A 20,208-nucleotide genomic window follows, 5' to 3' on the forward strand; every position below is an offset into this window, starting at 1 on the left:
CTGCTTTCCTGGCCCTGGATTGCTTCGCTTCGCTCGCAATGACGATGTCGAGATCGTGCCTTGAAGTAGATGCGTAGGGTGGGCAAAGGCGCGAATGCGCCGTGCCCACGTTGTGCTCGCTGGTCTCGAAGCGTGGGCACTCTTCGCTTTGCTCACCCTAAGATTCTACGGATCTCGCTGCTACACCACGTGGAAATTCGACACCGAGTCATTGGCGAGCTGTGCCACCAGCTGCAGCTCCCAGTCGATATAGGCCTGCATCGCCGCTGACGCGTTGTCGGTGCCTTCATAGGGACGCTTGTAGACGTCGTTTGCATCCGAGATCCACGACGGCCGATCGCGATCGAGCTCACGGCCGGATGCGGTCCAGGCGCGCGTGCCGCCGCTGAGCACGCGGAACTGGCGTTTCGTCGCCGTTCGTGCGTCGGCCAGCGCAAAGGCGGCCTCGGCTCCATCCTCACTGGTGAGCACGATTCCGCCGTCACCCGGCAGCTTCGCGATGTCCTCGGCAAAGCGGGACGCCAGCACGAAATGCGCGCCGGGAATGTGGCCGGCCTTATAGGTCGGGCTGCGGGTGAGATCGACGATGGTCCAGGCGGAGGGATCGGCGGCAAGCTCATCGGCGCTGATCGCCGCCTCGCCGATATCGGGAAGGCGCGGCCGACGTGGCGGACGAACGCCGGCGTCGTCTGCCGCGATGACATCGGGACCGACGATCGACGCATCCCATCCCATCTGCACCAGCCAGGATGCCGTCATCCGGGCGCGCACGCCGTCATCATCGAACAGCACCAGGCGGGCACCACGTACGCCGATCCATTCGTCGAGGGCCTGCACCAGCTGGCCGCCTGGCGCGGAGACGAAGCCATCTGGATGCGAGGCGGCATATTCCTCGGGCGTGCGAACATCCAGGCAATACAGCGTGCGCTGGCCAGCTTCTGCGCGCAGCCGCTCGAATGCCGTGCGATCGAGGCTCTTGACCCCGACCCGCTCGGCCCAGGCCTTCGCATCCTCCAACGCCGCGGCGTAGCTCGCCTGCGGCCGCTCCAGAAACCGCGCGGTCTTGCCGCGCTCGACCTGATGGCCGGCCAGGGTCCATCCGATGGTGCCGTTGCGCAGCGCGTAGATTCGGTTCGGCAGCCCTGCGTTGATCAGCGACTGGGTGCCGACGATCGAGCGCGTGCGCCCGGCGCAGTTGACGATGATCGTGGTGTCGGATGACGGCGCGATCTCGCGTGCGCGATAGGCGAGCTCGCCGCCGGGCACGCTGATCCCGCGCGGAATGCTCATGGTGCGGTATTCCTCGAAGCGGCGGGCATCGAGCACGACGAGGTTGGACTCCGTCTCGATCAGCGCCTTGGCCTCGTCGGCCGAAAGGGACGGCGTATGCCTGACCGCCTCCACCAATTCGCCAAAGGCCTTGCTCGGCACGTTGACGTCGCGGAACACTTCGCCGACCCACGCGTACCCGGCAAGCCCGCCGTCGAGGATCGCGACGTCCGTATAGCCGAGCGCCTTGATCCGCGGCACCGCGCGCGCGGCATAGCCTTCACCATCGTCATAGACGACGACAGGGGCGGAGAGCCTCGGCACCAGGTCGAGAATCCGTAGCTCGATCTGCGACAGCGGCAGCGAGACCGCGAAGAACGGATGCGACAGCGAGTAGGGGCCTTCCTCGCGCACATCGAGCAGCGCAACTTCATCGCCTGCGCGCCAGCGCAGGCGCAGCTCGGTCGGCGATAACAGCGCTGTCCGTTCAGGCAGGGTGACCGGGCCAGAGGTTTGGTACAGTGTCATTCGAATATCCGGAAATGAAATCGCGGGCAGCGCCAGTCTCCGCGTCGTACACCGCGCGGCGGATACGACCGATATTGCCGCCATAGACGTGTATGCTGATCGAGGACGCGTCCGACAGGCCATTCGAGATCGCGTGGATATCGCCGATTGCAGGCGATACCGCGGCGACTTGGCCGGCCGTCAGCCGTTCGGGTGCGCCGGCACGGAGCGAGCCGTCAGGCTGCTGTTGGTAACGCACCGAAATCTCTTCTCCCCGCAGCACCCCGACCAGGCCCCAGACGCGATGATCATGGATCGGCGTGCCCTGGCCCGGGCCCCAGACAAAGCTCACAATCGAGAAGCGGTCAAGCGGGTCCGCGTAGAGCAGATGCTGCCGATAATGGTCGCCTGCCGTACTCGCGGAGACCTCGGGAAGCCAGTCATCGTGCCGGATCAGGTCTTCCAGCCTTGGCGCCAGCTGCGCGAGGATCGTGGCTTCGCTGGTTTCGTTCTGCAAAAGGCGCGCCGTGTCGACGACGAAGGTGCGCAACCTCGTAATGTCACTCATCCCAAACCTGTTCGTCCCTGAGTGAGCTAAGGATCTGACCGCGCGACGCAGTCAAGGTCCTCCCGCTCACACGTGAGGGCCGAGCATTGCGATGTAGAAGAGATCCTCGGCCGACAGCTGCGCTGGCATGCCCGGATGTCTCGCGGTCTGCCGCCCTTGCGGGCCGTGCGTCGGAATGAGGCGATAGATCCAGTGACCGAACCACGAGACGTAGCGCACGAGGACCTCCACGCAAGCTTCGGCATCCCGTTTGGATAGCACGAGGTTGCTGCCGCCGAACATAGCCAAATCCGCGCTTGCGCAAGTTTGGCAGGATCATGCCTGCTGGAGCGCGTCCTCAGCTGATTCATTTTGCATCACGCGCATTGCGCGCTGGTTCGCTTCCGCTGTCTCCTCGGCACGATCCGCGGCCGTCGGTTGCAGCCGCTCCCGCCAATGTGTCTTGAAGGCCAGCCACGACGCGGTGTCCTGGAAGGCGACTTCGGCGAACCATTCGACGGTGAGCGCGCCGCTGGGCCACAAGCGTTCCTGATCGTGCCAGCAGACGACGGGCCAGCGCGGATTGCGGTAGGCGCGGCCCGAGGCGTCGTGCAGCGACGGGCGGCCGAGGTGATCGATGAGCCAATTCATCACCTCGGGCAGGAAGGTCGCTGCGAAGGAGACGCCGTGGCGGCCGATCCGCTGCGGCATCCGCATCACGCGCTGGTCGATGATCGCAAACGCCGGCGGCACCGCGCCGGAGTTGAATTGCCGGATCATCAGCAGGCGGAAGCCGCACTCGCCCAGTTCAGCAGGCTCGGCCTGAATGGCGCTCGGTTGCAGCGGAGCCGTCATGTTCATACCAGTGCTCCCTTTGCCTGCCTGAGCATGTCATCGGATGTCAGCAGCGCGCCGTCGCGCACGACGATCGCGTCGAACTCCCGCATGAAAGCCGCACACACGGCCAGCGCGGCCGCTTCCTCGCGCGGATCGCCGCCCCATTTGCAGGAGATCGCCACGTCGCGGTCGCCGATCGCGCTCTGCAGCGCGGGCGTTGCTGCAAGCTCGGCGGCCGCGTCCTTGAATCGCAGGTCGAAGCCGGCGTCCTCGCCGTCGAGCGTGCAGGGCAGATAGCCGGCCGTTTCGAACGGGGCATAAGCATCGTCGAGCATCAACGCGAATGGCAGGCGATCGATCGCCTGCTGCAGCGCCTTGCGCGCCGGAACGTCAGCGCGTTTCAGATAGGCCGTCAGTGCACGCGCCATCGCATTCCTCCCTCGCGATCTGCACGCTGCCTTCCACAGTGCGCAAACCACCCCAGCGCGGAACCGGACATTGGCCGACATCCGACGCACGACATTCGACAAACCGGTGAATACGGCCGGTTGTATCGTGCAAATCAAATTTCGTGCCAGTTAGTGGATGCTGCGGCCGTGCTCGGTCTGGTCGTCCACGCTCGCGGCGAATTGGGCAATCGCGCTGGATTGGTGATGGACCATGCGCCAGGCTCCGTCGACGCGCCGGAAATAATTGGTGGCTGCGAGCGGCGCACCGTCGACGAGTTCGATGCAGACGACGCGGCCGTGGTCGCCATCGACGATCGCATAGGGGTCCGCGCAGACGATTTGCGGCCGCGCGGCATTCTTCAGGATCTCGCGCCAGCTGCCGATCACGCCGGCGCGGCCGACGATCGCCGGCCAGCCCGGGTGAATGCAGGAGATCGTCTCCTGATCGGACCAGACCGCGGCGAGCGCGACAAAGTCGCCGGCCGCGAAGGCTACGTAGAAGGCCGCATTGGCGGCGATGATCTCGCTGGCGTCGCTCATATCCATGGCCTGGGCCAAGGTGGTGCGGAAATCAAGCAGCAATTGGACGGACGCGCGCCCGTCGGGCATTGCGCGAATCTTGCAAGGCCGTCCTTGCAACGCATCATGCGAGGTCTTGACCATGCTCGAAACGGCCATTGTCGGGGGTGGATTGTGCGGATTGGCACTGGCGCGCAGCCTGCAGCAAAGGGGAACGACGTTCGCGTTGTTCGAAGCCCGACACAGGCTTGGCGGACGGATCCTGTCGGTCGCGGCCGGCTCCGGGCTGGCGCTCGACCTCGGCCCGACCTGGTTCTGGCCGGAGACGCAGCCGCTGCTCACGAGCCTGATCGGCGAACTCGGGCTGGTCCATTTCCCTCAGCATGATGACGGCACGGTGCTGCACCTGACCGACGCCGACAAGGCGGCCCAGCAGATCAGCGGGCCGCCAATCCATCAGGGCGCGCAGCGGGTGCAGGGCGGCATGGCCAGCCTGGTCGCCGCGCTGGCGCGCGAGCTGCCGCAGGAGCAAATCCATCTCGGCTATGAGCTGACGCGCATCGTCGATTGCGCGACCCACGTCCGGCTCGTCTTCGCGACCGCGACCGAGTCCGTCGCCATCGATGCCAAGCGGGCAGTCCTGGCCGTGCCGCCGCGTCTCTTGGCCGACCGCGTCAGCTTTTCGCCGGAGCTCGACGAGGCGACGTCGGAGGCGATGCACAATGCCGCGACCTGGATGGCGGCGCAGGCCAAGGTACTGATTGCCTATGACCGCGCACATTGGCGCGACAAGGGCCATTCCGGCAACGCGTTCGTCAGCCATGAACAGGCGGTGGTCGGCGAGATCTTCGACGCCTGCGATGCCGACGGAGCCAAGGCCGCGCTCGGAGGCTTCCTGGCATTCTCACCGGAGCTGCGCGAGACCTTCACAGTCGGGCTTCCGATGCTGATGGCGAGCCAGATGGTGCAGCTGTTCGGATCGGCACTCGACGATGGTGAGCAGCATTATCAGGACTGGGCGAGCGAGCGCTTCACCTGCAGCGCTGCTGACCGTTCCGATCCGCCTGGCGAGCACATCGAGATCGCCAATCCGATGCTGCGCAGGGCGCTGTGGGACGGCCGGCTGCATCTCGGCTCCGCCGAGACCGCAAGTCACGCGGCCGGCTATCTCGAGGGCGCAGTCAACGCCGCCAGGCGGATCGAGCGTGCGCTGGCGCGGAGCAACTCCGCGACGGAAGGCAGCACGGCGCGCCCGCAGATCGCGATCGATTCCGGTTTGTCAGGCAATGCCGCAAGTCTGGCCTGGTTCGCCTCCTGGGTGATCGCGCAGCGCGATCCTGCTTTCGATGATTACCGGCAACGGCTCACGCGCAGCCTCGCCGCGCAGCAGCGCGAGCAGCTGACGCAGCTGGCTGTTCTGGGCGTCATGGAATCCGTATTCGCCGCTGCACTCAAGGTGCTGGAGGCGCTGAGCTTCGACATGCGCGACGTCGCGGTCGAGCGTGGCCGGTCCGCCCTGACGCCGGAGGTGCAGAAGCCGTTCCGCGACTTCATGCAGTCGCTGCTCGACGATGCCGTCGCCTTCAATCGTACCTCCTGCGCGCTGTCGAACTTCCCGCACGAGCACAAGCCCTCGAAGGACTACGTGCAGGCCATTCTGCGCGACATCGCCGCCGCCTGGCAGGAATTCTCGCTCGCGGCCAATCGGTTGCTGCTGATGAAGGCGGAGGCGGCGGCGCGCCAGCCGAGCGGCGTAGCGTCGTGAGCATGACCCGAACTGACAGGTATGATGTCGCATGAAGCTGCAGATCGAACGGCCCTTCATCGAAACGATGGCCGCGGCGTTTCCGCATCTTGCACCGCTCAAGGAGCAATTGCGGTTCGGGGACAAGGTCGAGGTCGACTTTGCGCAGCTTGCGAGCGCTGAAGTCGACGCGCTGCGCGCGTCCTATCAGCAGGCCGGACCCGAGTTCCACGCCCGCGCCGCCCATCTCGCGACCCTGCAACGCGCCCTCGCCGATACCGGAACGCGCTTCGCAGAGAATGAGCTCGAATCCGTGTTGCCGGCGATCGCCCGCTATCTGATCGCGGACGCGATCCGCGGCTGGATGTTCACCGCCAATGTCGCGAGCCGGCCGCTGCCCTATGTGGTCACTCGGCTCGACTATACGGCGCCATCGAACGACGAGGCGGGCCGCGTCTTTATCGAGCTGAAGGCGAACGCCAAGGGCGCGATCACGACCGCCACGTTGCGGATTTCCGCCGGCGACATCGTCGGCAGGACGGTTGCGGAGATCTTCGCCGCCAAGGGCTTCCTGAAGGAAACGCCCGAGCTGATTGCGGCCTATGACGAGACCACCGAGAGCTATTTCGCTTGGCGCGGCCGCTACGGCGCGCAATTTTCCGGCCGCGGCACCGGCTTCTTCGCCGACGATCCGAACTCGTCGCATCGCGACATCGACTGGTCGCGCAAGGACGTGATCGTGCTGTCGTCCGGCGGCGGCGCGGCGCGGCTGGTCAACGACGAAGGCATTCTGACGGAGCGGGCCCTGACCTTGGAAGTCACCGGAGACATCCTCGGGCAATATCTGCGGAAAGCGGCCAAGAGCAACATCTATGAAGCCGAGGAGGAGGTCGAGCAATCCCGCGCCGCGATTCCGAAGGGCCTGTTCTGCCGCATTCCGGTGCATCCCTACATGCTCATGTTCCATCTCGAACTGCACCACTACATCTGGGTGCACGCCGATGACATGGAGCCTTATGCCTACCAGCCCGACCTGAAGCAGAAGCTGGTGCTTCCGGAGGAGCAGACCGACCTGATCGACATCCTCACGGCCGAGATGGATCTGCTGATGGACGACATCGTCGCCGGCAAATCCGGAGGCACCACGGTGCTGTGTGCGGGCCCGCCCGGCGTCGGTAAGACGCTGACGGCGGAAGTCTATGCCGAGATCATCGGCCGGCCGCTGTACCGGGTGCATTCCGGGCAGCTCGGTCTCAACGTCGCCGCGATGGAGAATGCGCTGAAGGAGGCGCTGACCCGTGCGCAGCGCTGGGGCGCGGTGATGCTGATCGACGAGGCCGACGTCTACATCAAGCGCCGCGAGGACGACATGACCATGAACGCGGTCGTCGGCGTGTTCCTGCGCGTGCTCGAATATTTCAATGGGCTTCTGTTCCTGACCACCAACCGCATCGACGACATCGACGAGGCCATCGTGTCGCGCTGCATCGCGCTGATCAAGTTCACCTCCCCGGACGCCGAGGCGCGCCGCCGCATCTGGCAGGTCATGAGCGAGCAGTTCGGCCTCAAGGTCGAGATCGCGCTGGTCGATGTCCTGGTCGAGACGTTTCCGGGCGCTTCCGGGCGCGACATCAAGGGCCTGGCGAAACTGGTCGCCAAATATTGCCACCACAAAGGCGTTCGGCCGACGATCGAGGTGTTCCGGCGCTGCGCGATCTTCCGCGGCATCGATCTCGGCGACGACGTGGCGCTTGCGGCGGAGTAGGCGCGGTCTACACGGCCTGCCCGAGCGTGGCCGGATTGTAGCCCTCCTCGCGTAGGACTTGCTGAACGACGGGGCGCGCGAGCATCCGCTTGTAATGCGCGGCGAGGTTTGCGGGCAGGGTAATGCCGGTCTTGTCGGCCCAGAATTCGACATAGAACAGGATCGGATCGGCGACGGTGAAGGCGTCGCCCAGATAGGGGCGCTCATCGAGCATCTTGTTCAAGACCGCAAAGCCCTTGATCACGATATTGCGGCCGAGTGCTCGCACCGATTCCTGATCGGCTTCATTGCGGCTGAAGGTAGGGGTGGCGAAGATGCGTGCGAAGCCATGGCCGTGCACCGTGCCGGCGATGTAGCTCATGGCCTCGATCAGCCGGGTTTCGGTCTCGACATCGGCAGGCCAAAGCTTGCCGCACCGTCGCGTCCGCCCGAGCCAATAGGCGATCGCGGGGACCTCGGTGAGCACGCTGCCGTCATCGCGAACCAGAGCGGGGATCGTCGATTTCGGATTGATCGCGACATAGTCCGGCTTGAAATTGTCGCCGGCAGGCAGGTTGACGATGTAGGCCTCGAACACCTCTTCCAGCTCTTCGAGGATGATGTGGATGCCGGTCGAGCACGAGCCCGGCGTCATGTAGAATTTCATGATGGCCATCATTGTCCCCATACCGGATGGCGCACCGGCGCGCCCACCCGGCATGCTTCATGCAAGGATCGGTGCAGTTGTCTCTGTCGTGAGGATTGTGAGAGGGCGAGCCATGACACCCCGCGAACCGGATGTCTTCGTTATTTGTTCCGCGAGGAGCATCGCGCCCGGTGACGCCAAGGCCTTCAGCCTGTCGCGCATCGGCGACAATGGTGAGGCGCGGCCGTTCCCGATCGTGATCGTCCATACGGCCGCTGGTGGCTTCGTCGGTTACGTCAATTCCTGCCCGCATGAGGGCAAGTGGCTCAACATCGGCAGCGGCCAGTTCTTCAATGACGACCGTAGCCTGCTGAAATGCGGCCGCCACGGCGCGACGTTCGAGATCGAGAGCGGCGCCGCTATCGACGGTCCGTGCAAGGGGGAGAGTCTCGAGCCCATCGCGCTTGCAGTGGTGGACGGTGATGTCTGCCTGTGCGGCGTCACGCTGGTCGAGGACGACGGAATTCCGGATCCGTTCGAGGAGCTGGACGATACCATGGAAATCATGATCCATCCGGATTAGTCAACCATTGATGCTGCTGTTGTGGGGCGCCCTTCGAGACGCCGCGCTTTGCGCGGCTCCTCGGGCAAGGTCTTGAATTGGCGGCATGCTAGATCCGTAGGATGGGCAAAGCGAAGCGTGCCCAGCGTAAGCAGCAAACAGATCATTGGCGGGCACGGCGCATTCGCGCCTTTGCCCGCCCTACGCATCTCCAGGTCATGGCGCGCGATATCGACGGTCCCAACTCCGCTAAAACCCGTCCTCCTTCTTTCCCCATGGGTGGCTGCCTGGAACCAGCGGGGCCTTGATGCCGGCCTTCTCGACGTCGGCGACCGTCTTGAAATAGGTGGCTTCGTGCACCAGGGTCCCGGTCTTGGTCGTGATTGCGACATAGCGCGCGACCATATCCGTCTCGCAGAGATACCCCCCGCCCGGATCGGCGGTGCTGCGCAGATTGCCGTCCCAATCCACGAAAAAGCCTGCGGGCTCCGACATTCACCTTATCTCCTATCTTGGGCTGAGCTCAGGGCTCGCTATCATCGGACACGAGGCTGCTGAACGCCGCCGCGACGATCGCTTGGCAGTTCAGCAGCCGTTGATATTCGGCCTTGCCGACCACGACGGTGTCAGCCGGTTCGTCCGTGGTTGGCGTTGCCGCCTGCACCGCCTCGAACAGCGCCTTTTCCAGCTGATAGATTCGTTCGCTGGCGCGCTCGAGATACGGCACCGGGTTGGCCCGCACGTTGGCTTCGTGCAGCGCGTTGAGGCTCAAGAGCTTGCGGAAGCGCCGCTCGGTCTGGCGCAGCTTGAGGCCGAAATCGTGTTCGATGATGCTCATGCGCTCGCCTCGCGCAGGGGGGCAGCGCCTGCTTGCCTCGCGCGGCGCAGCAGCTGCAGGCATTCGAGCGAGGCGGCCATATCGAGTGCCGTGAAACCATCGAGCGTCTCGGTGCCGGTGGCGGCGCCCTTGGCCAACAGGTGTGCGACCACGCCGGCCTTGCCGGATGATGATGCATACATCAGCGCGGTCGCGCCATTGTCGTTGCGGTTGTCGATATCGATGCCCGCCTCGACCAACACATCGATGGCGTCGAGATGGCTGCCGACGCAGGCGAGCCACAACGCGTTGTTGCCGTCGGCATTGGTCGCTGCGATCGCGGCGCCTGCCGCGAGCAGTTCGCGCGTCATGGCCACGTCGCCGAGATGCGCCGCCTTCATCAGCGGCGTCGTGCGGTTGGCGATGGTCGCGTTCACGTCCTGCCCGGGGAAGCCATGGTCTGCGAGCCAGCGCGCCAGCGGCTCGCTGATAGTCACTGCGCGGCCGGCAGGGCTTTGCAGCCGCCAGGCCTCGAAGCCGCCATCGAGGCTGTAGACCTCGGTAAAGCCGAGGTCGGAGAAGGTCTGGGCATATTCCTGGCTGGCGTTGCCGTGATAGCAGTAGATCAGGACGGGTGTGCGCTTAGCCGTCGTTGTGATCAACTCCGACAGGTTGCGCTGGGTGAGATGCTGTGCGCCGTCGATGTGGGCCTGTGCGAATGAGGCCGCATCGCGGACGTCGAAGCGCAGCACGTCGCCGCGCTGCAAGAGCTCCGCTGCGAACCCGACGTCGATGCGTTGAAAGGGAATGCGCGGTCTCATGACAGAACTCCCGCTTCGTTGCGCATGCGGCCGGGATAGGCGGCGAGCGTTGTGATGCGACTGTCGGTCAAGGGCTGGCCGACGGTGAAGTGATAGATCGTCTGGAATTCTTGCGTCGTGATGCCCAGCATCTCGTGCACGGAATCGTCGAAGAAGCAGCCGATGCCGGTGCCGCGCAGGCCCGCCGCTTCGGCCTGCAGATACAGCACCTGGCCGAGCAGCCCGGCTTCCCAATGCAGTTGGCGGTAGCGCCAGGGATTGGCGCGCACGAGGCCTTCGAACTCGGCGAGCATGGCCAGCGCAAAGCAGCTGTCGCCGGCGATCGCCTGGTGGCAGCTTGCGGTGCGGATCACGCCGCGGCAGTCGGTCGGCAGCAGCCGGAACAGCGGAAGATGCGCGGGAGCGCCGTCGACGCGCCGCCAGTCGAAATCGGCGCGTAGCGCTCGGCGCAGCGCATGCTCGGCATCGGCACGCCTCGGCAGCGCATAGACGCCAGGCGCGACGCCCTCGACCCGATGCACGAATAGGATCGGATGCAGCCGGGGCGTGAAGCGCCAGAGATCCCACGGCAGCGTCGGCCGTGGCAGCAGCGCATCGAGGAGGTGATAGAACTGATCGCCGCGCATGGTGAACCTGGCATCGAAGCGCTGTGCGCTGCGGCGCCCGAGGATGATCTCGGCCGCACGTGCGTCCGACGTAGTGTGGAGAGGCGGGCAGGGCGGCGAGGCCTCGGCGTCGCCGTGACCTTCGCCTGTCGTCGCTGCACTGACCTCCGTGATCACCGGCCAGCGATAAAGCGGATGGGGATCGAGCCGGTTGGCTTGCCCACTCCACTGGTCCGCCGCCGCGTGAGCCTCGGGCGCGGCAGGCGGAGCACCAGCCGCATCACGCGGCTCGATCGCGAGCAACAACTCGGCATCTTCCGCTTCGACGCCGGAAAAATCCGAAGCGCGATCGAGTCCCATCGATGCAGCCAGCGCTCGACTGTCGGCATCTTCGACCACACGGCTGCGCCAGCCCAGCGCCGCGGCGGCGTAGGCGATGGCGCCGAGCGCGTGGCCGACGTCGAGCTGGCAATAGCGGAAGGCGCGCTCGCCGTATTTCCAGGCTTCGCGCCAATGGATCGACGAGAGGCCAAGCCAGAGGCGTGACGGTCCTTGCGATGGCGCCGTGCGTCTGCAGCGCTGCTCGAGTACGTGATCGCGGCTCACATAGTGATGGAGTCCGTCAGCGAGACCGCCGACGTTCTCCGCGATGACATAGGCCTCGGTCGGATGCAGATTGCCGCTGGAGGGATTGCAGCGCAGCGCCCAGCGATCGGGGGCGAACTCTTTCCAGGCAGCCAGCCCGAACGAGAGTTCGAGCAGCAAAGCGATGTTGTCGATCGTGAGCGGCGCAGATGGCGTGCCCGCCTCATGGAGCTGCGCGAACGTGGTCGCCAGCCGATCCGAGGTCAGCGGCAGCGCGATGCGTGCGGCGTCGGCGAACTCGCGGAATGGATTGGGCTGTGCGTCCCAATCCAACGTCTCGGGGCCGGCGGCATAGGCTTTGAGGCTATGCTTGGTGCGGACGTGATAGCTCAAGGTGAGCTCGGCGTCCGTCGCAGGCCTTGGAGCAATGGAAGTCGGCACGCAATATTCCTCTCGCAGAGCGGGCGCGCACAGCGCCCGCTCACGGTTGGTGGCCGTAGTCCGGCCGTCTCCGATGTAGCAAGTTCTATTCCCGATTCCGCCGAGGGCCATGGGGCAGAACGGGAGCGCGAATCCGTCTGCGGGCGGGATCAGGATTGTTCGATTCCGGACAGAGCTATGCGCTCTGTCCGATTCAGAACATCGTAATCTTCATTGCGTCACGACAGGCTCGGAGCGTTCCCGCAATGTCAGGGCTTCGACCTTGGCCTTGATCGAGAGCCATGTCCGGTGCGCTTCCAGCTTGTGGCCGATCTTGAAGCTCGATGCCATCTGGTCCGCAAAGGCGGCGCCATCGCTGCCATATTGCTCGGCGATGATCCAGGCGGTCCGCCAATGATCGGCCTCGGAGGTCACAACAGCGCTCCCGTGTCCGGCCTTGTTACAAATCCAACACCAGCGTGTCGCCCTTCGCGCGCGAGACGCAAGGCAGGAAATAGCCCTGCGCGCGTTGCTCGGACGACAGCCGCTTGTCGCGATGATCGATCTCGCCTTCCAGCACCTTGGTCTTGCAGGTGCCGCACATGCCTTGCTCGCACGAGGTCTGGATCTTGACGCCGCTTTCTTCCAGGAAGGCCGTAACTGTCTTGTCGCCGGGGATCTTGAAGGTCGCGCCGGTCGAGGCGATCTTGACCTCGAACACCTTGTCGAGCAGGGCCGCCGCTGCCTTGGCGGTGAAACGCTCGACATGGATGCGCTCCTCGGCGAAGCCCTTCTGCTTGGCGAGCGCGATGATGGGATCCTGCCACCAATCCACCCCGCAGATGAACAGCTGCGTATCCTCGGGGCGATCTGCGAGCACGGTCGTGGGCTTCAGGAGCTGGTTGTCCTCGCTGGATTCCTTGTAAAACGTGGTGTTCTCGGCGAAGGACGACGCTTCGATGGTGCTGCGGAACGAATCCGGCGACATCAGCGCGAATACATAATGCAGCTCGAACGGGATGTTCTTCGCCTTCAAAGCGTCGGCAATGCTGAGCATCGGCGTCACGCCGATGCCGCGGGCAAGCAGCAACGCGCGCGTCGTGGTTTTCGGCACCTTCAGACGGTTGCGCGGACGGCTGACCTGTAGCTTGTCGCCTTCCTGGATGTCGAGATGCAGCGCCTTGGAGCCGCCGCGGCTGTTGGCATCCTTCCACACGCCGATGCAGTAGCGGTTGCGCTCGGATGAGCTATTCCAGAGCGAGTATTGCCGGATCAGCCCGTTCGGCAGGGTGACGTCGATATGGCTGCCCGGGGTGAACCCCGGCAGCGGCTGATCGTCTGCAGGGACCAGTTCGAACGAGGCCATGTTGTAGGCTTCGATGGCCTTCCTGGCCACGACGACTGTGTGCAGGGCGTCTGTCATTGCTCCACTCCATCAAACCAACCTGCTGATGAGGCGATGCAAGGAGGGGGCCAAGCGGAGGACGATTGGAGAGCGAGCCGCGACGCGCGTCGAGACCGCCTTGAGATTGGGCAGAGGAGCGGATCAGCTGGTCCGACGTATCGGGGGCAACTGCTCAGCGCAACGCTGCGCGCTGCAGGGTCAAGGTCGCCGAGAGACCTTCGGGCTGCCAATCATAGCTGATCGTTCCGCCCAGGCTGGTGATCGTGGCCTGGAGCAGGCGCATGCCGAAGCCGGTCGATGCGGGTTCACCGACCGCGGGGCCGCCGGTCTCGTTCCAGACCACGCGAACGAGATGATCGTCCGCGGACCAGTCGATGGATATCTTCCCGCTGTCCTGGCTCAAAGCCCCGTACTTCACGGCGTTCGTCGCCATCTCGTGGAAGATCAATGCGAGGTCGTTGATGGCGCGCTCGCCGACCACGAGCGTCGGCCCATGCGGCACGGGCGTCTCGTTGTGATAGGGCAGCAGGATGCGCTGGATGAGTTCATCGAAGGTGACGCCTTGGGCTTGATCATCTCCGAAGGATCGCCGCACCAGCGCATTGGCAACCGACAGCGCGCGAAAGCGCCCCGACAGATTGGTCTCGAGCTCATCCTTGGTGCTGGCGGCCCGCGCGGTCATGCGGACCAGTCCCTCTGCGATCGCGAAGAAATTCTTGACCCGATGGCTCATCTCGTGTGTGAGCATTTCCTGCTTTGCAAGCGCGGCCTGTAGCCGCTGCTCGCCTTGCACCATGCGCAGCGCCAGACCTGCGAAAGCCGCCAGCTCCGTCATGATGCGGGCATGGCCTTGGTGGAAGTGCCCAGGGGTCTCCGATACGATCCAGAGAGTGCCGATCTGAGCGCCGTTTTCGATCTTGAGCGGAACCAGCAGGACTTCCGGGACGGTGATGTCGGCATCCCGGATCCAATCATAGGCCAGCTCCGGCCGCGCCATCAGGATCGGACCGCCGACATCGAGGCAGACGCCGCACGGGCTGAAATTGCGCGGCGTCGTGGCCCCTTCGAACACGGCCAGCGTACCCGATAGGCCGAACCAGCGGAATTGATCTGTATCCTCTTCCAGAATGCTGATCCCGGCGGATTGCGCTGCGCAGATGTCCCTGGCGAGTTCGACCAGATGGGTCATCACGGCATCCGGCGGCCCGGACATATGCCGTGCCAGTTCGTGGACGGCCAACTTCTCGCGCAGGTAATCTGGAGGCGGCGAGACGCGGTTCGCCAGCTCGTCGGTGATGAACACGCGAGCCACTGCTTCTGGCAGCGGAGAGTGAGAAGCCACGCGGCATACCCCCGTTATGCTGCGATTATGGCAGCTATTTCTCGCGGGGGCCACCCGGAAGAGGAGAACTGTCTTGCCGGATCCGCGCGACACTGGACCGCAGAAGGCCACAAGAGCCGGTCTCGGTAATTGAATGTGTGGAATGGTAATGAGTTATGGCAATGCCGGTCGTTATCCTCAAGGTCGCGGCGTGCTTTTGTCGAACCATGTCCTGGTCCACAGATCGTCAATGGTGCTCTCTATGCAAAGTTCCGAAAGCTTCCTCCCGCCCAGCACCCCGCCGAGCGCGATACGCCCGATGACCGAGCGTGACGTGCCGGAGCTGCTTCGGCTCATGCATGCGATCGTCAGCTTCGAGCGCGGTCAGGATTTCAATCTTACCGAAGCGGAGTTGCTTCGCCGCGGCTTCGGGGAGCGGCCCGAATTCGGCGCTTATGTCGCGGATGCAGGCGGAGGGGCTCTCGCGGGCATGGCGGTGCACTACGAGATCCCGTTCATGCATACGCTGCGACCGCTGCTGATGCTGAAGTGGCTCTACGTCGATCCGCAGTGGCGAGGCGCTCGCGTCGGCCAAAGGCTGCTGCGGCAGATGGCGAGGCACGCCCGCGCGACGGGGCATGAGCGCTTCTGCTGGTTCGTGCTGAACGACAACGCAGCTGCTCAGTCGTTCTATCGCGGCCTCGGCGCGACCGAGGACCCGGAGTGGCGACGCTGGATCATGCCGGCCGAAGCTGTGAGCCGGCTGGCGGAAGGCGTGGAATGACGGCCAGCATGAAATGAAAGAGGCGCCGGCGCGGGCGCCTCAGTCGCTGTGATGATTGCGCTGCTAAAGCTTAGAAACGATCGGTCAGCGCCATGCCGGGGTCGCTCACCGACGCGCGGCCGGTCTCCACATGGCCGGCGACGCGACGATAGAAGCTATCGTCGGTTTCGCAGGTGATGACGAAGTCATACCACAAGCCGGTCTTGCGCAGATTCCAGTACAGTTCCTTGGGACGGCCGTGGACTTCGACTTCCCACGAAGTGCCGGGACCGCCGAGGCCGGGGCCGGGGAAGAAGACCGGCTGACCGAAGCCGAAGCCGGGCGCGCGGAAGTCCGGCGCCCACCGGAAACCAGGCACCTGGCCGAAGCCCACAGGATGGAAGTCGGGACGCGGACCGAAGCCCGGGCACATCGGCTGATCCGCGGCGGCGACCGAAGCGCGGACGCCGAGCAGCGGCCCATAGATCGCGTTGGACTTCACCGTGAACTCCACCTCGCCGTGGCTGTGGCCGTCGTTGCGGAATTGCACGTGCAGACCACCGTCGTGGACGTTGTAGCCGACGAAGATCTCGGGGTTCGGCGCGTTCTTCTGCGCGACCTTGCTGAGGTCGCCCTTGAACTGGCGATGGAAGCCGTTGGGGCCGAGCACCCAGAGATCATAGAGGCCGTCGGCGCCCACCGTCCATTCGTCGTTCAGCATCTTGCCCGCCTCGACCGTGTAGCGGCGCGGGATCAGATCGAGGTGCAGCTTGTCGTAGACGTGGAACACGGCGCCTGCAAAGCCGGTGTTGGCGAACAGCAGCTTGACTTTGTTGTTGCCGGCATCGACCTGCGCGGTGGCGTGCAGGATGTAGGGCAGCGCGCGGGAATAACGCACGCCGGTCTCCTGGAACAGCGGCTGCGGCGTCGCCGGCGCGACGGGGGCCGGCAGCGTCTTCTGATGCGCATCCGAAGCTTGCCAGTTGCTCTGGTCGGGCAGCTCCGGGAAGCTCGGATCGTTCGGGCTCGCGAAATCGAAGGCGGAGGTGAGATCGCCAGAGATGGCGCGGTGCCAGGGGCTGATGGCGTCGACCTTGATGCCGAAGCGCTGCTCGAGGAAACGTCCGATCGAGGTGTGGTCGAACACCTGCGAGTTGACCCAACCCCCCTTGCTCCACGGCGACACCACATACATCGGCACGCGCGCGGAGAGACCCCACGGCCGGATGTTGCCGCTGATGGTGTCGGCGCTGTTCAGGACGTTGCCGACGGTGTTGGAGAAATACTCGCCATCGAGCGGCAGCGTGGCCTTGCCCATCAGGTTGTTGTTGATGTCATAGGACGGCACCGCCGGCGCGGGCAGGTGATCGAAGAAGCCGTCATTCTCGTCGAAGGTGAGGAAGAAGACGGTCTGGCTCCAGACCTCGGGGTTGGCGGTCAGGGCTTCCAGCACCTGGTCGGTGAAATTGCCGGCGCGCGTCGGGCTGCCGCCGCCGGGATGTTCGGAGTTGGCCTGCGTCGGCAGGATCCACGAGACCTGCGGCAGGGTGCCGGCCATCACGTCGGCCTTCAGCCGGTCCAGATAGTCCGGGCCGCCGGTCAGGCCGTGGACGTAGTTGGGATCGCCGGGCTGGGCATGGCGGAAGCTGGAGAACGCCAGACAGCCGTGCATGGCGCCGGTCCAATTGTCGTTCATGTCCTGATAGATGTGCCAGCTGACGCCGGCCTTGTTCAGCAGGTCGGGAAGGGTGTCCCAGGCGAAGTCGCTGCCGACATATTTGTAGTTCGGCTGGGGCTGCGGCAGGCCGTCCACCCAGGTGTGAGGGTTGGGCCAGCAGCGCAGGTTGTTGGGCTCGGAATCGTTGGTCGTGCAGTTGATGCCCTGCGCGCGCAGCGCCGGATTGAAGTTGGAGCCCGACCAGAACACGATCCGGTTGGGGTCGGTGCCGGTGGTGACGGAGGCGTGATAGGCGTCGCACAGCGTGAACGCCTCGGCGAGCGCAAACTGGAACGGGATGTCGTCGCGGCCGAAATAGCCCATCGCGTAGGGAGTCTTGTACTTGGGCCAGTAGCCCATCTTGCCTTGATTCCACGCGGGCTGGCTGTCGCCGAAGGAGTGCGGGGTGCCGTAGCCCACCAGCGCGTTCGAGGTCGAGGAATCGCGGTGATAGGGCGGGATCTCACGGGTGCCGTCGGACTGGAACCACACCGGCTTGCCGCTTTCGAGCGGGATCGGGAAGCGATCGCCGAAACCGCGCACGCCGCGCATCGTACCGAAATAGTGGTCGAACGAGCGGTTCTCCTGCATCAGGATCACGATGTGCTTGACGTCCATGATGGTGCCGGTCCGGCGCCGCGCCGGAATGGCCAGCGCCTGGCGGATGCTGGCAAAGGCAGCCGCCGCGGTGGCGCCCGCCAGAAAATTACGACGTGTAGTCATCCTGTATCGCCCTTCCCTGGGTTGAAACGGTTCGAAACGACGGATCGCGGTGTGCGCGCGTGTGGCGCACTGCGCGTCAGCGGGACGGGGCGTAGCAGCGGGAGTTGACGTGGGTGTGAATTTTTTATTTCTATGAGAATTTGCTATGAGATTTTCTCAGTATCGGGTATTCATAGGGAATTCGCAGGGTGGCAGGAGGAATAGAATGATCGCATCCGTGCGCGACCGGCCGGTGACATCGTCAGACAGGAGAGCGAGCCTTCGCGCGCGGACCGGAGCACAGCGCAGGTCGCGCCGGACACATCCGGCAAACAAGCAGCCATTGACATCACAACCGGCACTGCACTTCGCTCCGGATGATCTACCAAACGGATTCTCACGTGGTACGCGGGGGCGCGGGTGACACTTCCGACCTTGAATGCAGGACCGTCCGTGAACGGTGTCCTCTCCCGCGTGCGTGAATTGCAGACCGACCTTCCGCCGAAGGCGAGGCAGATCGCCGAGCTGATCATCGCGCAGTCCGAATCCTTCATCCACATGTCGATCACCGACGTCGCCGAGACATGTGGCGTCAGCGAAGGCACCATCGTCTCCTTTTGTCGTCGGGTCGGTGTACGCGGGTTTCAGGAGCTGAAGATCCTGCTGGCGCGGGATCTGATCGAGCCGGTGCGCCTGATCCAAGAGGATCTGCATCGTGGTGACGATCCGGCCACCGTCACCGACCACATCTTTGCCGCGCATGCCGCGTCGCTGCATGAGACGCGCCGCCTGCTCTCGATGGAATCCTTGGCGAAGGCGGCGAGCCTGCTGAGGGAAGCGCAGCGGATCGAAATCTACGGCATCGGAAGCTCGGCGCCGATTGCGCAGGATCTCTCCTACCGCCTGCTGCAACTCGGCCTTGCCGCGAGCGCCGTCGTCGATTCCCACGTTCAGGCGGTCAGTGCCGGGATGACCGGCCCGGCCATCACCACGGTCACCGTGTCTCACTCGGGCAGTACGGTCGAGACCGTGCTGGCGACGCGGCTGGCGCGCGAGGCGGGTGCCCGCACCATCGGCATCACGCGGCTCGGCAAGTCGCCGCTCGCCGCGCATTGCGACGTTCTGCTCTATACGGTCGCCAACGAAACCCGATATCGGCCGGAGGCCATGAGCAGCCGAGTCGCGCAGCTCGCCATCATCGACACCCTGGTCAGCTGCTGCGCCCTGACCGACACCGAGCGCTCCGTCGACCGGCTGCAGCACGCCGCGCGGATTCTGTCCGAGAAGCGGTTTTGAACGGCTGCAGCCGCTCCGATCAGTTCTGTGCGACCGCTGTTTTGTCGAGCGCCGCGCGCACGGCTCGCGCCAGTTTCTGCGCGTCGTCATTGGCCCAGAAATGGATGAAGAACATGCGCGGCTGCTCGTCCAGCATATGGCTGTGGATCGCGGTCACCTCGATATCGCCCTCGCGCAAGCTGCGGATCAGCGGATTGACCTCGTCGCCCGTCACCAGGAAGTCGCCGGTGATGGCCGCCTTGCCGTTGCCGGTCGGCTGAAAATTGATGCCGTTGGCGCCGCCCATCGCCGCGCTGACCGTCATGCCGCCCTCGGTGGCCGCTTGCCGGCGCGGGATGCCGAACTGGTAGACGCCGCCGACCGCCTTGCCTTTGGCGTGCATGGTCTCGTCGAGCTTTGCGGTGTCGAGATCAAGCGCCGGTGCGGCGCTGGCCGTCGTGGCCGGCGGCTCGAACGGGGTCTTGCTTCCGGTCGACAGCGCCTCGCGGATCGCCGCCGCCATCTTCTCGGGATCGCCGTGGCCGGCGACATGCATGTAGAACGTGGCGGGCGAGGATCGCAGCAGGTGGTTGTGGATGGCCGTGATGTCCAATCCGCTGCCGAGGAGCTTGGTCATGACGGGCGTGATCTCGGTATCGAGCAGAACGACATCGCCCATCACCATCGCTTCACCATGCATCGGTGCGAAGGCGACCCAGCCACCGAGCGCGAGAGCCGGTTTGATCTCGACGCCATCGAGGGTGACGTGCAGGTCGGATCGCGGCAGCCCGTAACGGTGGACCTCTCCGCTGACGCTGGCGCTCTTCCCGAGGGCTGCATCCACCTTCTTCCAATCGATCGACTGAGCGGCGGCGCCGGGCAGAAGCGCGGCAACGGCCAAAGCGGCGATCATTCTCGTTATCGTCATCATGTTTCACTCCCGATCCTTGTCA

At 64.7% G+C, this 20,208-nt stretch carries 21 protein-coding genes; 5 read left to right on the forward strand and 16 right to left on the reverse strand.

Annotated features, from left to right (window positions below; genetic code table 11):
• Positions 1-180: 180 nt before the first annotated feature.
• From QX071_RS11730 to QX071_RS11755, 6 genes are all read right to left on the reverse strand, one after another.
• A complete protein-coding gene (locus QX071_RS11730; RefSeq protein WP_315700659.1) occupies positions 181-1,797 on the reverse strand; it encodes a rhodanese-like domain-containing protein in 1,617 nt (538 codons plus the stop codon).
• Positions 1,757-2,344, reverse strand: coding sequence for a cysteine dioxygenase (locus tag QX071_RS11735; RefSeq protein WP_315700658.1), 588 nt, complete (start codon positions 2,342-2,344; stop codon positions 1,757-1,759). Before QX071_RS11735 ends, QX071_RS11730 begins: the two co-directional genes overlap by 41 nt.
• Before the next feature lie 66 nt (positions 2,345-2,410).
• On the reverse strand, positions 2,411-2,563 hold the full coding sequence (locus QX071_RS11740) for a hypothetical protein (RefSeq protein ID WP_315700657.1): 153 nt from the start codon (positions 2,561-2,563) through the stop codon (positions 2,411-2,413).
• 96 nt (positions 2,564-2,659) lie between these two features.
• A complete protein-coding gene (locus QX071_RS11745; RefSeq protein ID WP_315700656.1) occupies positions 2,660-3,178 on the reverse strand; it encodes a hypothetical protein in 519 nt (172 codons plus the stop codon).
• A gap of 2 nt (positions 3,179-3,180) precedes the next feature.
• A complete protein-coding gene (locus QX071_RS11750) occupies positions 3,181-3,588 on the reverse strand; it encodes a hypothetical protein (protein WP_315700655.1) in 408 nt (135 codons plus the stop codon).
• Positions 3,589-3,738: 150 nt separating this feature from the next.
• Positions 3,739-4,149, reverse strand: a complete 411-nt coding sequence (locus QX071_RS11755; RefSeq protein ID WP_315703064.1) for a nuclear transport factor 2 family protein — start codon at positions 4,147-4,149, stop codon at positions 3,739-3,741.
• A 121-nt stretch (positions 4,150-4,270) separates the two neighbouring features.
• Here QX071_RS11755 and QX071_RS11760 point away from each other — a divergent pair, with 121 nt between their 5' ends.
• Both QX071_RS11760 and QX071_RS11765 read left to right on the forward strand, forming a co-directional pair.
• Positions 4,271-5,893, forward strand: coding sequence for a flavin monoamine oxidase family protein (locus QX071_RS11760; protein WP_315700654.1), 1,623 nt, complete (start codon positions 4,271-4,273; stop codon positions 5,891-5,893).
• Positions 5,894-5,924: 31 nt separating this feature from the next.
• Positions 5,925-7,637 carry an ATP-binding protein gene (locus QX071_RS11765; protein WP_315700653.1) on the forward strand — a complete coding sequence of 571 codons (1,713 nt, stop codon included), beginning with the start codon at positions 5,925-5,927 and terminating at the stop codon, positions 7,635-7,637.
• A gap of 7 nt (positions 7,638-7,644) precedes the next feature.
• Here the strand turns inward: QX071_RS11765 and QX071_RS11770 are convergent, their stop codons facing one another.
• Positions 7,645-8,283: a glutathione S-transferase family protein gene (locus QX071_RS11770; RefSeq protein ID WP_315703063.1), complete on the reverse strand. Its 639-nt coding sequence runs from the start codon at positions 8,281-8,283 to the stop codon at positions 7,645-7,647.
• A 112-nt stretch (positions 8,284-8,395) separates the two neighbouring features.
• Between QX071_RS11770 and QX071_RS11775 the strand changes: the two genes are divergently transcribed.
• A complete protein-coding gene (locus QX071_RS11775) occupies positions 8,396-8,845 on the forward strand; it encodes a Rieske (2Fe-2S) protein (protein ID WP_315700652.1) in 450 nt (149 codons plus the stop codon).
• A 228-nt stretch (positions 8,846-9,073) separates the two neighbouring features.
• Here the strand turns inward: QX071_RS11775 and QX071_RS11780 are convergent, their stop codons facing one another.
• From QX071_RS11780 to QX071_RS11810, 7 genes are all read right to left on the reverse strand, one after another.
• Positions 9,074-9,319, reverse strand: a complete 246-nt coding sequence (locus QX071_RS11780; protein ID WP_315700651.1) for a hypothetical protein — start codon at positions 9,317-9,319, stop codon at positions 9,074-9,076.
• 28 nt (positions 9,320-9,347) lie between these two features.
• Positions 9,348-9,662: a hypothetical protein gene (locus QX071_RS11785; protein ID WP_315700650.1), complete on the reverse strand. Its 315-nt coding sequence runs from the start codon at positions 9,660-9,662 to the stop codon at positions 9,348-9,350.
• Positions 9,659-10,393 carry an ankyrin repeat domain-containing protein gene (locus QX071_RS11790; protein WP_315703062.1) on the reverse strand — a complete coding sequence of 245 codons (735 nt, stop codon included), beginning with the start codon at positions 10,391-10,393 and terminating at the stop codon, positions 9,659-9,661. The genes QX071_RS11785 and QX071_RS11790 overlap by 4 nt, the downstream gene beginning before the upstream one ends.
• A 65-nt stretch (positions 10,394-10,458) precedes the next feature.
• The gene (locus QX071_RS11795; protein WP_315700649.1) at positions 10,459-12,093 is read right to left on the reverse strand and encodes a SagB/ThcOx family dehydrogenase; all 1,635 of its coding nucleotides are present in this window, start codon (positions 12,091-12,093) and stop codon (positions 10,459-10,461) included.
• 210 nt (positions 12,094-12,303) lie between these two features.
• Complete coding sequence (locus QX071_RS11800) at positions 12,304-12,507, reverse strand: hypothetical protein (RefSeq protein ID WP_315700648.1); 204 nt, start codon at positions 12,505-12,507, stop codon at positions 12,304-12,306.
• Between the two features lie 25 nt (positions 12,508-12,532).
• Positions 12,533-13,495: a PDR/VanB family oxidoreductase gene (locus tag QX071_RS11805; protein ID WP_315700647.1), complete on the reverse strand. Its 963-nt coding sequence runs from the start codon at positions 13,493-13,495 to the stop codon at positions 12,533-12,535.
• 154 nt (positions 13,496-13,649) lie between these two features.
• Positions 13,650-14,780: a sensor histidine kinase gene (locus QX071_RS11810; RefSeq protein ID WP_315700646.1), complete on the reverse strand. Its 1,131-nt coding sequence runs from the start codon at positions 14,778-14,780 to the stop codon at positions 13,650-13,652.
• A gap of 337 nt (positions 14,781-15,117) precedes the next feature.
• On the opposite strand from QX071_RS11810, the gene QX071_RS11815 reads away from it, so the two are divergent.
• Complete coding sequence (locus tag QX071_RS11815; protein ID WP_315700645.1) at positions 15,118-15,582, forward strand: GNAT family N-acetyltransferase; 465 nt, start codon at positions 15,118-15,120, stop codon at positions 15,580-15,582.
• A 70-nt stretch (positions 15,583-15,652) separates the two neighbouring features.
• On the opposite strand, the gene QX071_RS11820 is transcribed toward QX071_RS11815, so the two are convergent.
• Positions 15,653-18,001: a phosphocholine-specific phospholipase C gene (locus QX071_RS11820; RefSeq protein ID WP_315700644.1), complete on the reverse strand. Its 2,349-nt coding sequence runs from the start codon at positions 17,999-18,001 to the stop codon at positions 15,653-15,655.
• A 432-nt stretch (positions 18,002-18,433) separates the two neighbouring features.
• On the opposite strand from QX071_RS11820, the gene QX071_RS11825 reads away from it, so the two are divergent.
• Positions 18,434-19,276, forward strand: coding sequence for a MurR/RpiR family transcriptional regulator (locus QX071_RS11825; protein ID WP_315700643.1), 843 nt, complete (start codon positions 18,434-18,436; stop codon positions 19,274-19,276).
• Between the two features lie 19 nt (positions 19,277-19,295).
• On the opposite strand, the gene QX071_RS11830 is transcribed toward QX071_RS11825, so the two are convergent.
• Positions 19,296-20,183, reverse strand: a complete 888-nt coding sequence (locus QX071_RS11830; protein WP_315700642.1) for a DUF1259 domain-containing protein — start codon at positions 20,181-20,183, stop codon at positions 19,296-19,298.
• Between the last annotated feature and the right edge of the window lie 25 nt (positions 20,184-20,208).

The organism is Bradyrhizobium sp. SZCCHNS1022, from assembly GCF_032484835.1.
Classification (GTDB): domain Bacteria; phylum Pseudomonadota; class Alphaproteobacteria; order Rhizobiales; family Xanthobacteraceae; genus Bradyrhizobium.

Coding starts and splice junctions, on each gene's coding strand:
- QX071_RS11785 (WP_315700650.1), bottom strand. CDS start 9,662: ATGAGCATCATCGAACACGATTTCGGCCTCAAGCTGCGCCAGACCGAG.
- QX071_RS11780 (WP_315700651.1), bottom strand. CDS start 9,319: ATGTCGGAGCCCGCAGGCTTTTTCGTGGATTGGGACGGCAATCTGCGC.
- QX071_RS11735 (WP_315700658.1), bottom strand. CDS start 2,344: ATGAGTGACATTACGAGGTTGCGCACCTTCGTCGTCGACACGGCGCGC.
- QX071_RS11745 (WP_315700656.1), bottom strand. CDS start 3,178: ATGACGGCTCCGCTGCAACCGAGCGCCATTCAGGCCGAGCCTGCTGAA.
- QX071_RS11770 (WP_315703063.1), bottom strand. CDS start 8,283: ATGAAATTCTACATGACGCCGGGCTCGTGCTCGACCGGCATCCACATC.
- QX071_RS11775 (WP_315700652.1), top strand. CDS start 8,396: ATGACACCCCGCGAACCGGATGTCTTCGTTATTTGTTCCGCGAGGAGC.
- QX071_RS11830 (WP_315700642.1), bottom strand. CDS start 20,183: ATGACGATAACGAGAATGATCGCCGCTTTGGCCGTTGCCGCGCTTCTG.
- QX071_RS11805 (WP_315700647.1), bottom strand. CDS start 13,495: ATGACAGACGCCCTGCACACAGTCGTCGTGGCCAGGAAGGCCATCGAA.
- QX071_RS11750 (WP_315700655.1), bottom strand. CDS start 3,588: ATGGCGCGTGCACTGACGGCCTATCTGAAACGCGCTGACGTTCCGGCG.
- QX071_RS11760 (WP_315700654.1), top strand. CDS start 4,271: ATGCTCGAAACGGCCATTGTCGGGGGTGGATTGTGCGGATTGGCACTG.
- QX071_RS11765 (WP_315700653.1), top strand. CDS start 5,925: ATGAAGCTGCAGATCGAACGGCCCTTCATCGAAACGATGGCCGCGGCG.
- QX071_RS11730 (WP_315700659.1), bottom strand. CDS start 1,797: ATGACACTGTACCAAACCTCTGGCCCGGTCACCCTGCCTGAACGGACA.
- QX071_RS11820 (WP_315700644.1), bottom strand. CDS start 18,001: ATGACTACACGTCGTAATTTTCTGGCGGGCGCCACCGCGGCGGCTGCC.
- QX071_RS11755 (WP_315703064.1), bottom strand. CDS start 4,149: ATGAGCGACGCCAGCGAGATCATCGCCGCCAATGCGGCCTTCTACGTA.
- QX071_RS11815 (WP_315700645.1), top strand. CDS start 15,118: ATGACCGAGCGTGACGTGCCGGAGCTGCTTCGGCTCATGCATGCGATC.